We start from the raw sequence: 11,862 nt of genomic DNA on the forward strand, positions 1-11,862 counted from the left end.
TTATATCTCATGATATTGACAAACTCCTTCACCTTGTGGAATGAAACAGCCCTGCTTGTAAAGGGGGGGAAACAATAAATCCAGTTCCCTCCCCAATACATACGGGGAGGGTTAGGGTGGGGTAATTCGACTTGTGACTAATTAACCCTAATAGAATTAACCAAAATGCTGAATAATTGCGTCGGCAAATTCAGAACATTTTAAAGGTTCAACAGGCGGTTCTAGCAAACGGGCTAAATCGTAAGTGACTTGACTATTTGCGATCGCATCGCTTAAACCTTTCTTAATTAGGTCTGCGGCTTCTTGCCAGCCCAAAAATTCCAGCATCATCACACCAGACAAAATCACTGAACCCGGATTAATCCGATCTAAGCCGGCGTGTTTGGGTGCAGTGCCGTGGGTAGCCTCAAATATGGCACTAGAATCGCCAATATTTGCCCCTGGGCCCATTCCCAATCCCCCAACAATAGCAGCAGCAGCATCAGACAAGTAATCGCCGTTTAAGTTCATTGTCGCCAAAATTGAATACTCATCCGGTCTGGTTTGGATTTGTTGAAAAATACTGTCAGCAATCCGGTCATTCACCAAAACTTTCTCTTTCCATTTGCCCTCGCCGTGGGTTGCCCAAATTGTGTTAAGAACAGTTTCAACTTCCTTGACAACTTGCGCTTTTTTGTCTTCGGTGAGATTGTCAAACCCAGGTTCAATCTGGCGGGCGTTTTCTTCCAAGGAAATATTCGGATTTTTTTCCTTGTTACTCAAAATCCAAGATTCTTGTTCTGTAACAGTTTCTTGGCGAAATTCACTGGTTGCTAATTCATAACCCCAGTCGCGGAAAGCGCCCTCGGTGTACTTCATGATGTTCCCTTTATGCACCAAAGTCACTTGTTGCTTATTTTTGGGCAATAGCAAGGCGTGTTTAATGGCACGTCTGACTAGGCGCTGGGAACCAGTTTTGCTGATGGGTTTGATGCCAATACCAGAATCAAGAGGAATGCGTTTTTTCCCGTGTTCTGGAGTGGCGGGGATCAGTTCTTCGTTAAGAATTTTAATTAAGCGATCGCCGATTTCGCTACCTTGTCGCCACTCAATCCCTAAATAAATATCTTCTGTATTTTCCCGATAAACAATTACATCCAGCTTTTCGGGATTTTTGTGGGGTGAGGGTGTACCTGCATAGTAACGGCAGGGACGCACGCAGGCATACAAATCAAAAATTTGCCGTAATGCCACATTTAAAGAACGAATTCCCCCCCCAATGGGAGTAGTCAAAGGCCCTTTAATAGCTACACCATATTCTTCAATTGCCGTGAGAGTATCTTGAGGTAAATACTGGTATGTGCCGTATAAATCACAAGCTTCGTCTCCAACGTAAACCTTAAACCAGCTAATTTGACGCTGACCCTTATATGCTTTGGCTACAGCAGCATCGAGAACTTTTTGGGTAGCAGGCCAGATGTCTATACCTGTGCCGTCGCCGCGAATAAAGGGGATAATTGGATTGTCCGGTACAATTGGTTCACCATTTTTGAAGGTGATTTTTGCTCCGGCTGCGGGGGGGGTAATCTTTTCGTACATCGTTCACACACTCCTAATCGATACGCTGCTAGTCAAAAAATCCTTATGTGGCAGGCTTGTATATTTTCCTATGTCTTTTGTTTACGAAGCCATAAGGCAAAGATTTCCCCCTATTCCCCTTGTACATTATTTGGGGATTAAGTGTGGGATTTCAGTGAAGCGATCGCAATTTTGTACGATTAAAAATAGTAAACTACTTTTCGCTATCAGTGCTTCACTTTAGAGAAGCCCAATAGCTTACCGCTCTTTCACTGACCGCTAAAACAAGAATGGCATGACAGACCCAATGATTTTATCAGACCCGGCAAATGACATCGACTCCCTCCGACGACCGTTAATCGCTGGGTCTGAAAAAGTCCAACAACAGATAATCCCACAGTTAGCTGAGTTGGGTAATGAAGGATTAGACGTGTTGATGGAATTTTTACTGAAACGACGTGAAAACCCAGCGACTTGGATTGATGGCAAAGCTTACCAAGTCCTCTACAACTCTGATGCACCTCAAGTCAAAGAATTTCTACGCTCCTCTTTTCCTGAGGGAATTGTACCTCTAAAATCAGAGTGCGGGATTAACTACAATTCTTTGCAACAGCTACTTGCTGCTCAAGACTTCCAAGCAGCCGATCGCGTCAGCATCGAAAAAATGTGTGAACTATCAGGGCCAACGGCTGTACAACGAAAATGGTTGTATTTTACTGAGGTAGAAAATACCTCGGCTGTTGACTTGCAAACCATTAACAACCTCTGGTTAGTCCACTCGGAAGGTAAATTTGGTTTTTCAGTGCAGCGAGAAATCTGGTTAAGTTTGGGTAAAAATTGGGAGAATTTCTGGCCGAAAATTGGCTGGAAAGCAGGTAATACCTGGACGCGATACCCTAACGAGTTTACCTGGGATTTAAATGCGCCTAGAGGTCACTTACCCCTTTCTAATCAACTTCGGGGGGTACGAGTTTTTGCTTCTTTACTTTCTCACCCAGCTTGGACAAAGAACTCAGAAAAATAATGATTTTGAGCTTACGTACAAAGACATTATGATCAATCCCACTAACCGAGAATTCTACGTCATCATTGAACGGGATGAAGATGGCTACTATGTTGGAGAAGTTCCTCAGCTAAAAGCCTGTTACAGTCAGGGAGAAACAATTAATGAGTTGATGGCTAATATGAAAGAAGTAATTGAACTTTGTTTAAAGGATGTCTGAGAAGTCAAAAATATCATGCTATAGTCTGCGATCAGAGTATGACTTAAATAGTCTAAGAGTGAGAAAGCTCGGCCTTGAACGAAAGAGCTTCGGTGAAATAACAATTCGTTTAGAGTCTGACGTAGCAGAGGTTTTTCCCAATGCCGATGCGGTCAAAGAGGCTCTAAAATTTCTGATTAGAATTGTGCAGTAAAAAAAGTTTCTACACTTATAAAACAGCCTCATAGTTTCTCAAAGGGGGTGGATAAAAGCTCCTAAATATTGAGTTGAAAATGCCGCAGATTCCAAACTGAAAATATCAAATTAGATAATGGCAAATGTTCGTTTAGAAGATATTAAGCGTAGGTTTAACAATGTCACTGCGATCGAGGACATTTCCTTTGAAATTCCTGATGGCGAATTTTGGGTTTTAGTTGGGCCATCGGGTTGTGGTAAATCTACAATTTTGCGAACGATCGCCGGTTTAGAAACTGCTACATCTGGCAAACTCTTTATTGGCGATCGCTTGGTGAATAATATCCCCGCCAGACAACGGGATGTAGCGATGGTGTTCCAAAACTACGCTCTCTATCCTCACATGAGTGTGGCCCAAAACATCGGCTTTGGCTTGCAAATGCGGAAGGTTGACCGGAAAATCATTCAAGAACGAGTGATGAATGTGGCGCGATCGCTTTCTCTGGATCACCTGCTGGATCGTAAACCCAAACAACTTTCTGGGGGACAGCAACAACGAGTAGCATTAGGGAGAGCGATCGCTCGTGAACCAGAAGTGTTTTTACTTGATGAACCTTTATCTAATTTAGATGCCCAATTACGCGATGATACCAGGGCAGAATTGAAACAGTTACATCAAGAATTAGGCATTACAACTATTTACGTCACTCACGATCAAGTTGAAGCGATGACTTTGGCTGATAAAATTGTCGTACTCAATCGCGGACGGATTCAACAAATCGGCGATCCTCAAACTATTTATACAAATCCTGCTAATCAGATGGTGGCAAGCTTTTTAGGCAGTCCACCAATGAATATTCTGCCTGCAATCTATCAAGATAATGGTTTTGATGTGAGTGGACAGTTATTAACAATTCCAGCAGTTGTGAAAGAAAAATTACAGTTGCGTCAGGGATATAGTTTTGATTTAGGGATTCGTCCAGAGCATATTTTTATTAACGAATCGCCAAAACGCCAAGAAGGAAATGAGAGTCAGCTGATTGTGGAAGTTAAGGTGGTGGAACCTTTGGGAAGGGAAACTTTGATTCGTGCTGGTTTACCTGGTTCGGCGGTGGTATTGAATATTCAGGTGGGTGGGGATGTGCGTCTGCGTCCAGGCGATCGCCTTTCTTTGCAACTAGATTTAAATTACTTGTTTGTGTTTGATTCCAAAACTGGAGACAAAATTTCACCTCAAAAATGACTGTGATTTTCAAGTAACCCAGTTAAATTAGTTAATTATCTTGACTTAGTTGTGGGTTTGAATCCTCTCCTAAGTGATTCTTACCTCTGAATTCTGGCTTCTAAATTCAGAATCAATTTATAAATAGTTTATTAAACTACCAGAAATAATAACCAATTCCCAATTTTTTGTAGCCAGAATCTAAGAAAATAAAAGCTGCAATAGAGATTTAATCGATTCGCTGCAAAAACTTATATGACTATTAATCGACGCCATTTCTTGTTCATATTCACAGTAGGTGCGGGTGCTTTTGCATTAGATGCTTGTGCATTAGCAGAAAAATCTTCTGAGGGTAATACTGCAACTCCCGACGCAACAACAAATACAACACCAAATACAACACCAAATACAACAGGTGCTATCCAACTGCCCCCTTTAGCTTACGCCTACGAAGCACTGGAACCGCATATTGATGCCAAAACGATGCAATTTCACCACGATAAACACCACGCAACGTATGTGAAAAACCTGAATGCAGCCTTAGACAAACACCCAGAACTCAAAGGTAAAACTGTTGAAGAACTATTGCAAAAACTTGACAAAGTACCACAAGATATTCGCAAAACAGTACGTAATAATGGGGGTGGTCATGTCAACCACTCAATGTTCTGGAAAATTATGAAGCCAAAAGGTGGGGGAGAACCAACAGGAGATATTGCCTCTGCTATTAATAAAAACTTTGGCTCTTTTGCAGCTTTCAAAAAACAATTTAACGAAGCTGGTGCTAGTCGTTTTGGTAGTGGTTGGGTTTGGCTAGTGCGTAACAAAAATGGTAAGTTGGAAGTGACAACTACAGCTAATCAAGATAGTCCTTTAAGTGAAGGCAAATATCCTATCCTGGGTAATGACGTATGGGAACACGCCTATTATCTTAATTACCAGAATCGCCGCACCGATTATTTAGATGCTTGGTGGAACGTGGTTAATTGGGATGAGATTAACAAGAGATTTGCAGCCGCAAGTAAATTTGCTTAAACATTGAGATAAGGAGAAAAGCAGTAAGACAGAGAAAAAATAAAAACTTGATCTCCACTCCTGTCCAAATAATTTGTAATTACTAATTACGAATTAGCAAAAAAAATTGTAGGTTGGGGAGCCACTGCGCTGCGCGGGTTCCCCGCGTTGTAGCAAGTGGCGTTGGAGGCTTTGCCAAAGCCAACATCCTGATATATGTTGGGTTGCGCTCTGCTTCACCTAACCTACGTCTAATGCACTATTCTTTTGCTTGCCACGCCACTAAGCATTTTTTCAGAAATTAAACCGGATTCCTATAACTCTGTACCCTTTAGAATTACGAATTACGAATTAGTTAAAGAGGCTTTTGGGTAGGTACACCAATAGCACGGGGAAACTGAATTGGTGTGGTGGCTACCTTACGCAAATAGACACAGTGCCGGATGCTGTGACTTAGGGGTGTTGTAAATTGTTCGATTGATTCAATAACGCCACCCAACTGCTTCACAGCATTCTGCAAAGCAGTTGTTTCATCTTCTGTCCAATTACCGCGATAAATTATGGCTAAACCTCCCTGTTTGAGCAGTGGTAAAGTATATTCTGCACAGACCGAGGCTGCACCGACAGCACGAATCAATGCAATATCGTAAGCTAATCGATGCTGGGGATGATGACCGATTTCTTCAGCCCTACCAACCAGAGTTTTAGCATTACTAAGGGCAAGTTCAGTTAATATATTGTCGAGAAAAGCAATTTTTTTCCGAGTGGAATCGAGAAGAGTAATTGTGCAATTAGGTAGAGTAATTGTTACTGGAATACCTGGAAAACCCGCACCTGTTCCAATATCAATGAGAGTGCGGGGAGCAGGGGAGAAATTTGCTGATAACAGGGGTGCAATTCCTCGCAGAGAGTCCCAGAGATGTTTTTCCCAAAATTCTTGGGGGTCAGTGATGCGAGTTAAATTTAGTTGGCGATTACCTTCTAGGATTAACTCATAAAGCTTTTGAAATTGCGCTTGCTGTTGGACAGTTGGTTGCCAATTGAGAGTTTGCTGCCAGATTTCTGCCATCTCAGGCAATAAGTTTGTCATTAAGTCATTGGTCATTAGTTATGGGGTATGGTTATTTTCCTTTTCCCACTATTCCCCTCTGCTCTTTTCTCACACTGTCGGTAGAGGTTCTTTAGCTTTGGCTTCTAGTGTTTTTGGGTCTACTGATTCTAGTTCACCGTGGTTGAGTGTCCAGCATCGGTCTGCGATCGCTAACAAATCTCCGGCATCATGTGTCACTATTAACAATGTCCAATCTTGTTTCAGTTTCGCTAATAAATTTACCAGTTGCCGACGCATTGACCAATCTAAGCCAGCTGTGGGTTCATCTAATAACAGTAAATTTGGCTGGCGAATCAATTGCACTGCCAAAGCTAAACGTCGTTGCTGTCCACCGCTCAAAGCATGGGGGGCAGCGGAGAGTGATAAATGCTCTAATCCCACTTCACTCAGCGCTTGTCTGACTCGTTCTGACCCTAACTCAGGATGTCCTAAACGCAATTCTTCTAAAATCGAACCGCCGCAAAAGTGCCGCTCTGGAAACTGAAATACCAACCCAGCCAATTGTTGTAGCTGTTCGGCTATCAGTTCTTGTTCCCGCCAGAAGAGCGCGCCGGTTGTGGGTTCGGCTAGTCCCGACAAAATTTCTAGTAAGGTACTTTTACCTGAACCACTCGGGCCAATAATTAGACCTAGCTGCTGGGGTGCTAATTCCAAGTTGATCGATTTGAGAATCGCTGTTGGGCACGCTGTAGGATGATAATTTACATTTCGGAGATAGAGCATTTGTTAAGATTACCAAAAAGTCAGCAAATTACTGATTAACTACACTGAGAGTATCTAGAAAATTCTGGAAAAATTTATAGCGTATTATCTGCCTTAACACTTTAATATCGCAGCAAGAATCATTTACATTTTCTCTATTGTGGCAGACTCACCCTGAAACAGTGCTGAGTAACGTTAGCGGGGCGTTTAACCTGGGCTGAGTAAAAAAGTAAAATTAAACTTAAGCATTTTTTGTATTGTAAGTAACACATACAACTATTTCAACCGCAATTATTCTGAAGGTTAAAATGACTAAAAGGTGTTCTTCTCCTCGATTAATAGTGTCTTCTCAACTCACTACCTTTGTTCAGACTGCTTTTGCAGCTGCGTTCGCCTTTGGCGTTGCCCCTTGGGCAATCACACTTAATTTTTGGGTAAGTCCTTCTTTAGCTGACGATCCCTTTCGCGATCGCGAACCTCATCAAATTGGCAACCTAACAGAAGCAGCTTTTAAAGCGATTTTCCAACAGGGCAACTATCCAGCAGCAGATCGTTATCTGCAACAAGCAATATCCAAAGAGCCAAACGAACCTCTAGCTTATGCCATAAGGGCATCTTTAGCATACGGAAATAAGGATTGGGTTAAACTCGACACCTACAGCCAGAAAACTTTAGAAACTGGACAAAAACTAATTTCTAGCGATCCGTTGCGTGGTAATTTATACACTGCTGTTGGTCATTTTTTAGAGGGTGCAGTAGTTATCACCCGTGAGGGTACAGTCAAGGGTGTACCGCAAGCCTTTAGTCGGTTGCGACAAGTTTATGAATATTTAGACAAAGCCGAGGCAATTTCTGCCAACGATCCAGAACTGAATTTAATCAAGGGTTATATGGATTTATTATTGGCGGTTAATTTGCCTTTTGCTAGCCCAGATCAGGCAATTAGACGCTTAGAACAAAATGCTGCTCCCCAGTATCTAGTAGATCGGGGTGTTGCTCTTGCTTACCGGGATTTAAAAAGGTATCCACAAGCACTAGAGTATGTCAACCGAGCAATTAAAACCACATCCGATAATCCAGAAATTTATTATCTCAAAGCTCAAATCCTGAAAGAATTGGGGCAAAAAGAAAAAAGCCAGCAGATAATCCAGGAAGCGATCGCTAATTTTGACAAAGCATTAACTAAAAAATCCCAACTCCCAGGCGATTTAGTCAAACAAATTGAGAGTGAACGCAAAAATGCTGTTAGCCTTAACAATCCTGGGTAATCAGGCATTGGTTATTCTCTCTCATTTCCCTACTTCCCATTCCCTATACCCTACTTTGATATGCTTATTTGCAGAACATTAATTGAGATATTAGACCAAAATGGAGATTCAGTTTCGCGAAATTAATCCTTTTGATGTGTGGATTTGGCTAAAATTCAGCACAAATCCTTCTGCGCGTGAAAAGCAGTATGTAGAAGAAGTTTTCAATTCCTGGTTTTATCTGGGTAAATTGGGTGCATTTAATGCAGAGAATCTTCAGGTGCAGGACACTGGACTCGATATCAGCTACATGAATTATGATGAACAAGGGTATGACAAAAGCCTATTAGCACTGATGCACAACATCGGTGAGTTTGAATATGAGGGACAGTGGGGGCGTTGTTGGTTTGACTTAGGAACCAGTGATGCGATCGCATTGGATATTTTAATTAACGCTCTCACACAGCTAAGTCAGGAATATGTCACCATTGAAGAATTGTACGTTGGTGGTGAAAATCCCGATTGGCCTATTGAGGATAGCGAAAGTCGTCCTCAGTCTATCTACGATAATTAGTTACAAAAATGAATAAAGCTGGCGAAATTCGGGTAATCGCTTTGGGGCTAATTCGGAATGGCGAATGCATATTTCTTTCTGAAGGCTACGACCCCGTAAAGCAAGAAACATTTTATCGTGCTTTAGGCGGTGGTGTTGATTTTGGCGAAACCAGCCACGCCGCCTTAGAACGGGAGTTTCAAGAGGAAATTCAGGCAGACTTAACGAATATTAAATATCTCGGTTGTATAGAGAACCTGTTTATATTTAATGGCAGGCAAGGTCATGAAATTATTCAGCTTTATGAATGTGACTTTGCTGATTCAAAATTTTATAAACTAGAAAGTTTAGTTTTTTCCGAATCACCACATCATAAACATAGAGCGTTATGGATAGATATATCTCGCTTGAAATCAGGAGAATTCAAATTAGTACCTGAAGTCTTTTTTGAATATTTATAAATCATCTGGAAATCGCACTCAGCAAAACCTTGACGAAACTGAGTGATTATACGTGACTTCACAATTTATCTGGATCTAACTCTTGGGTTTTTCCTGCACAATATTCAGCCATTGCCTCGGTTGCAAGCTTGGCAAGTATATCTGGAGAACGGGCAAAAGCTTCATCCCAACGGCGTTCATCTTCTAGTTCTTCCAAAATTATCACCGCGATGCCTGCGGCGGGCTACGCCTACGCATCTTGTTCATTGGCAGGCAAATTTTTTAGTTTAGCGATCGCTTGTTCAAGTAGCTCTGTCATAGCTGTTAGTTATTACGAAAGTCATACTATAAATTATCTCTGCTTGCACTTAGTTGGGGTTGTTAGGGTGCGAGGGTGCGATCGCTCTCAATTGCAGAACTAGTATTTGAGACAGTTCTACAATAAAAGCAAAGACGTTAAGCTTGAACTAACCTAATGGGTGTACCTGAAACAAACCTAAAGATACCAATGCCTTCACCAAGCCTCTATGAAACTGATTTTTACGCTTGGACACAGGAACAAGCAACTTTACTTCGCAATCAGCAGTGGAGTCAGATTGATCTGCAAAATCTAATTGAGGAGATTCAATCTTTGGGTAAACAGCAACGTCAAGAATTACGAAACCGTCTGAGTGTGTTGATTGGACATTTACTAAAATGGCAATATCAGTCTCAACGCCGTAGCCGTAGCTGGTTAGCAACACTTCGTATTCAACGCTTAGATATTGCTGAACTGCTTGAAGACAATCCTAGCTTAAAGCCCTACTTTGAAGAAGCACTTCGCAAAGCCTACCTTAAAGGTGTCGAATTAGCTGTTGGAGAAACAGATTTGCCCAAGCGGACTTTTCCGGTAGAGTGTCCTTACAGTTTGTCAGAGATTGTGGACTATGATTTCTACCCCGGTGAACCAAGCAAGTTAGTGGATGAATCAGAGCAGTAATTTGAAATTAAAGTAAATCTTCTTCAGATAGCTGGGCTATTTTCATCAACGCTTTCAAGGTTCCAACTTTCAAATCTTGATTGCGGTGAACAGGAATTGACAGGATTTTTTCTAATTCGGGGTTTTCATAAATATGATAACTGCCAGTAATTCTTTGCAAAACCCAACCTTTTTGCTCCACAATCTTACAAAGTTGCTTACCAGAAATCGATTTCATACAGCAATTTCAACAACTTGATCTGTTGACGCAATTGCATTACGACTGTTGGCAACTTCAAGCCAACCTTCAATAGCATCCTTTAAGTTAGCCATCACCTCTTCTATGGTGTCTCCTTCGGTAATACAACCAGGAAGCGCGGGGACCTCTGCCCAATAGCCGCCTTCTTCTGCTGGATGAATGATTGCTCTAATTTTCATAAACTTGTTGAGCTAGTTTGTAAGAATATGCTAACAACCAGAAATGTTTGCTCTTAACTGTAGCTACTCAAATTAATGTTGCTACAGTTCAAACAACAGCTGCTTCTGCGATCGCTCTCAATAGCCGAAGTAGTAGAGTTTGAGCAGCAAGTGTTGGATTTCCTGGTGTCAATCTAACCTCTTGTTACACAATTTGATAATAACTAATTATACTTTCTGTCTCATCTTGTGGGTCTGCAAGCCAGATTTGATCTACACTAGATGGAATAGTTGCATTTTCGATTATTTCTACAATTACTTCTGGTGAAGGGATGGACAAAATATCACCACATATTTCTATCACTAAAATTTTTAAACAATTGGCATAATCCCTAAATTTAATATCTGTGTTAGATAAATGTTTAGCTAATTCCTTGGCTATCTCCTCTTCGGCTTCCGGTAATTTATCAAATTGATACGACAATGATTTTGCTGAACTAGATAACCTTAGCCCTGATTTGTAAGATTCGTCATCACGTTCATTTTCTGGAACCCGGCGAAAACCCCAAGGAATAGGCTCTGCTGAGGAGATTTGATTAGAGACATGAAACTCCTCAATATGCTGTAATACATGAGCTACTATCTGATTCGATATTGAAGGGAATTTTTGTTTCTTATTTTGATACAGTACATTTTCGTTGATGCCAATTTCATATACATCTTGAGGTAAAATAGGTTTTAAATCACGATTATAAGAATCATAAAAATCTTTAAAAAAATAGTGGAAATGCCGATGTTTCTCATAATATTTGGGTGGATAAACTATCTTTTTACATTCAATTACCATCGGCTTATCACCCGGAGCTTCTAATAGTACCTCTGGCTGTTTGGTTTGCTGTTTGCCGCCTTTTTCAGAAATATCGAGAAACTTGGAAAGACTGTAGTCTTTGCCAAAAGCTTCATTAAACTGAATTGCAAAATCTTTTAAGCCTTTTCTCCATTCACATTTATCATCCCAAAGACAGGGGAAGGATACCATAGTTTTTTTAAGTACATTGTTTTTTAATGATAAGCAACGAGTTCGGCTCCCGTCCTCGGTGGGTTTGCTAAAACCTGTCTCACAGAAAGAATCCGAAGAATGTATTCAGAAAGAGGAAGATTTAACCGAGAAGCTTCAGTAAAAAGCTGGTTTTCTAGCTCTGGTGGCAAATCAAGATTAATACTCACTCTGGTTATCCTCTGTA

The 11,862-nt window shown here is 41.1% G+C and carries 15 protein-coding genes and 1 pseudogene; 8 read left to right on the forward strand and 8 right to left on the reverse strand.

Annotated features, from left to right (window positions below; translation table 11 throughout):
- Positions 1-156: 156 nt before the first annotated feature.
- Positions 157-1,578, reverse strand: a complete 1,422-nt coding sequence (locus HWQ39_RS33850) for an NADP-dependent isocitrate dehydrogenase (protein ID WP_292854633.1) — start codon at positions 1,576-1,578, stop codon at positions 157-159.
- Positions 1,579-1,852: 274 nt separating this feature from the next.
- Here HWQ39_RS33850 and HWQ39_RS33855 point away from each other — a divergent pair, with 274 nt between their 5' ends.
- From HWQ39_RS33855 to HWQ39_RS33870, 4 genes are all read left to right on the forward strand, one after another.
- A complete protein-coding gene (locus HWQ39_RS33855) occupies positions 1,853-2,581 on the forward strand; it encodes a GUN4 domain-containing protein (protein ID WP_292854635.1) in 729 nt (242 codons plus the stop codon).
- A gap of 28 nt (positions 2,582-2,609) precedes the next feature.
- Complete coding sequence (locus HWQ39_RS33860) at positions 2,610-2,780, forward strand: type II toxin-antitoxin system HicB family antitoxin (RefSeq protein WP_292854638.1); 171 nt, start codon at positions 2,610-2,612, stop codon at positions 2,778-2,780.
- Between the two features lie 310 nt (positions 2,781-3,090).
- The gene (locus HWQ39_RS33865) at positions 3,091-4,197 is read left to right on the forward strand and encodes an ABC transporter ATP-binding protein (protein WP_292854641.1); all 1,107 of its coding nucleotides are present in this window, start codon (positions 3,091-3,093) and stop codon (positions 4,195-4,197) included.
- Positions 4,198-4,431: 234 nt separating this feature from the next.
- A complete protein-coding gene (locus tag HWQ39_RS33870; protein ID WP_292854644.1) occupies positions 4,432-5,211 on the forward strand; it encodes a superoxide dismutase in 780 nt (259 codons plus the stop codon).
- 334 nt (positions 5,212-5,545) lie between these two features.
- On the opposite strand, the gene rsmG is transcribed toward HWQ39_RS33870, so the two are convergent.
- Positions 5,546-6,280 carry a 16S rRNA (guanine(527)-N(7))-methyltransferase RsmG gene (gene rsmG, locus HWQ39_RS33875; protein ID WP_292854646.1) on the reverse strand — a complete coding sequence of 245 codons (735 nt, stop codon included), beginning with the start codon at positions 6,278-6,280 and terminating at the stop codon, positions 5,546-5,548.
- A 69-nt stretch (positions 6,281-6,349) separates the two neighbouring features.
- Entirely contained in the window at positions 6,350-7,024 is a 675-nt protein-coding gene (locus tag HWQ39_RS33880; RefSeq protein WP_292854649.1) for an ABC transporter ATP-binding protein, read from the reverse strand.
- A 287-nt stretch (positions 7,025-7,311) separates the two neighbouring features.
- Here HWQ39_RS33880 and HWQ39_RS33885 point away from each other — a divergent pair, with 287 nt between their 5' ends.
- The 3 genes from HWQ39_RS33885 to HWQ39_RS33895 all read left to right on the forward strand — a co-directional run bounded on the left by HWQ39_RS33885 (position 7,312) and on the right by HWQ39_RS33895 (position 9,264).
- Positions 7,312-8,271 (forward strand): Sll0314/Alr1548 family TPR repeat-containing protein, encoded by a 960-nt coding sequence (locus HWQ39_RS33885; RefSeq protein ID WP_292854651.1) that lies wholly within the window; start codon positions 7,312-7,314, stop codon positions 8,269-8,271.
- 100 nt (positions 8,272-8,371) lie between these two features.
- Entirely contained in the window at positions 8,372-8,824 is a 453-nt protein-coding gene (locus tag HWQ39_RS33890; protein WP_292854652.1) for a DUF3531 family protein, read from the forward strand.
- A gap of 8 nt (positions 8,825-8,832) precedes the next feature.
- Entirely contained in the window at positions 8,833-9,264 is a 432-nt protein-coding gene (locus HWQ39_RS33895) for an NUDIX domain-containing protein (protein ID WP_292854654.1), read from the forward strand.
- 58 nt (positions 9,265-9,322) lie between these two features.
- Here HWQ39_RS33895 and HWQ39_RS33900 read toward each other — a convergent pair.
- A pseudogene (locus tag HWQ39_RS33900) lies at positions 9,323-9,562 on the reverse strand (hypothetical protein).
- A 189-nt stretch (positions 9,563-9,751) separates the two neighbouring features.
- On the opposite strand from HWQ39_RS33900, the gene HWQ39_RS33905 reads away from it, so the two are divergent.
- Positions 9,752-10,222, forward strand: a complete 471-nt coding sequence (locus tag HWQ39_RS33905) for a DUF29 domain-containing protein (RefSeq protein ID WP_292854657.1) — start codon at positions 9,752-9,754, stop codon at positions 10,220-10,222.
- A gap of 7 nt (positions 10,223-10,229) precedes the next feature.
- Here the strand turns inward: HWQ39_RS33905 and HWQ39_RS33910 are convergent, their stop codons facing one another.
- The 4 genes from HWQ39_RS33910 to HWQ39_RS33925 form a co-directional block, all read right to left on the reverse strand.
- Positions 10,230-10,439 (reverse strand): type II toxin-antitoxin system HicA family toxin, encoded by a 210-nt coding sequence (locus HWQ39_RS33910; protein ID WP_292854660.1) that lies wholly within the window; start codon positions 10,437-10,439, stop codon positions 10,230-10,232.
- Positions 10,436-10,639: a type II toxin-antitoxin system HicB family antitoxin gene (locus HWQ39_RS33915; RefSeq protein ID WP_292854662.1), complete on the reverse strand. Its 204-nt coding sequence runs from the start codon at positions 10,637-10,639 to the stop codon at positions 10,436-10,438. The genes HWQ39_RS33910 and HWQ39_RS33915 overlap by 4 nt, the downstream gene beginning before the upstream one ends.
- A 184-nt stretch (positions 10,640-10,823) precedes the next feature.
- Positions 10,824-11,657, reverse strand: a complete 834-nt coding sequence (locus HWQ39_RS33920) for a hypothetical protein (RefSeq protein WP_292854664.1) — start codon at positions 11,655-11,657, stop codon at positions 10,824-10,826.
- 23 nt (positions 11,658-11,680) lie between these two features.
- Complete coding sequence (locus HWQ39_RS33925; protein WP_292854720.1) at positions 11,681-11,845, reverse strand: hypothetical protein; 165 nt, start codon at positions 11,843-11,845, stop codon at positions 11,681-11,683.
- Positions 11,846-11,862: the final 17 nt, after the last annotated feature.

This window comes from Nostoc sp. NMS8 (genome assembly GCF_017115045.1).
In the GTDB taxonomy this organism is placed as follows: Bacteria; Cyanobacteriota; Cyanobacteriia; order Cyanobacteriales; family Nostocaceae; genus Nostoc.

Coding starts and splice junctions, on each gene's coding strand:
- HWQ39_RS33850 (WP_292854633.1), bottom strand. CDS start 1,578: ATGTACGAAAAGATTACCCCCCCCGCAGCCGGAGCAAAAATCACCTTC.
- HWQ39_RS33855 (WP_292854635.1), top strand. CDS start 1,853: ATGACAGACCCAATGATTTTATCAGACCCGGCAAATGACATCGACTCC.
- HWQ39_RS33860 (WP_292854638.1), top strand. CDS start 2,610: ATGATCAATCCCACTAACCGAGAATTCTACGTCATCATTGAACGGGAT.
- HWQ39_RS33865 (WP_292854641.1), top strand. CDS start 3,091: ATGGCAAATGTTCGTTTAGAAGATATTAAGCGTAGGTTTAACAATGTC.
- HWQ39_RS33870 (WP_292854644.1), top strand. CDS start 4,432: ATGACTATTAATCGACGCCATTTCTTGTTCATATTCACAGTAGGTGCG.
- rsmG (WP_292854646.1), bottom strand. CDS start 6,280: ATGACAAACTTATTGCCTGAGATGGCAGAAATCTGGCAGCAAACTCTC.
- HWQ39_RS33880 (WP_292854649.1), bottom strand. CDS start 7,024: ATGCTCTATCTCCGAAATGTAAATTATCATCCTACAGCGTGCCCAACA.
- HWQ39_RS33885 (WP_292854651.1), top strand. CDS start 7,312: ATGACTAAAAGGTGTTCTTCTCCTCGATTAATAGTGTCTTCTCAACTC.
- HWQ39_RS33890 (WP_292854652.1), top strand. CDS start 8,372: ATGGAGATTCAGTTTCGCGAAATTAATCCTTTTGATGTGTGGATTTGG.
- HWQ39_RS33895 (WP_292854654.1), top strand. CDS start 8,833: ATGAATAAAGCTGGCGAAATTCGGGTAATCGCTTTGGGGCTAATTCGG.
- HWQ39_RS33905 (WP_292854657.1), top strand. CDS start 9,752: ATGCCTTCACCAAGCCTCTATGAAACTGATTTTTACGCTTGGACACAG.
- HWQ39_RS33910 (WP_292854660.1), bottom strand. CDS start 10,439: ATGAAATCGATTTCTGGTAAGCAACTTTGTAAGATTGTGGAGCAAAAA.
- HWQ39_RS33915 (WP_292854662.1), bottom strand. CDS start 10,639: ATGAAAATTAGAGCAATCATTCATCCAGCAGAAGAAGGCGGCTATTGG.
- HWQ39_RS33920 (WP_292854664.1), bottom strand. CDS start 11,657: ATGGTATCCTTCCCCTGTCTTTGGGATGATAAATGTGAATGGAGAAAA.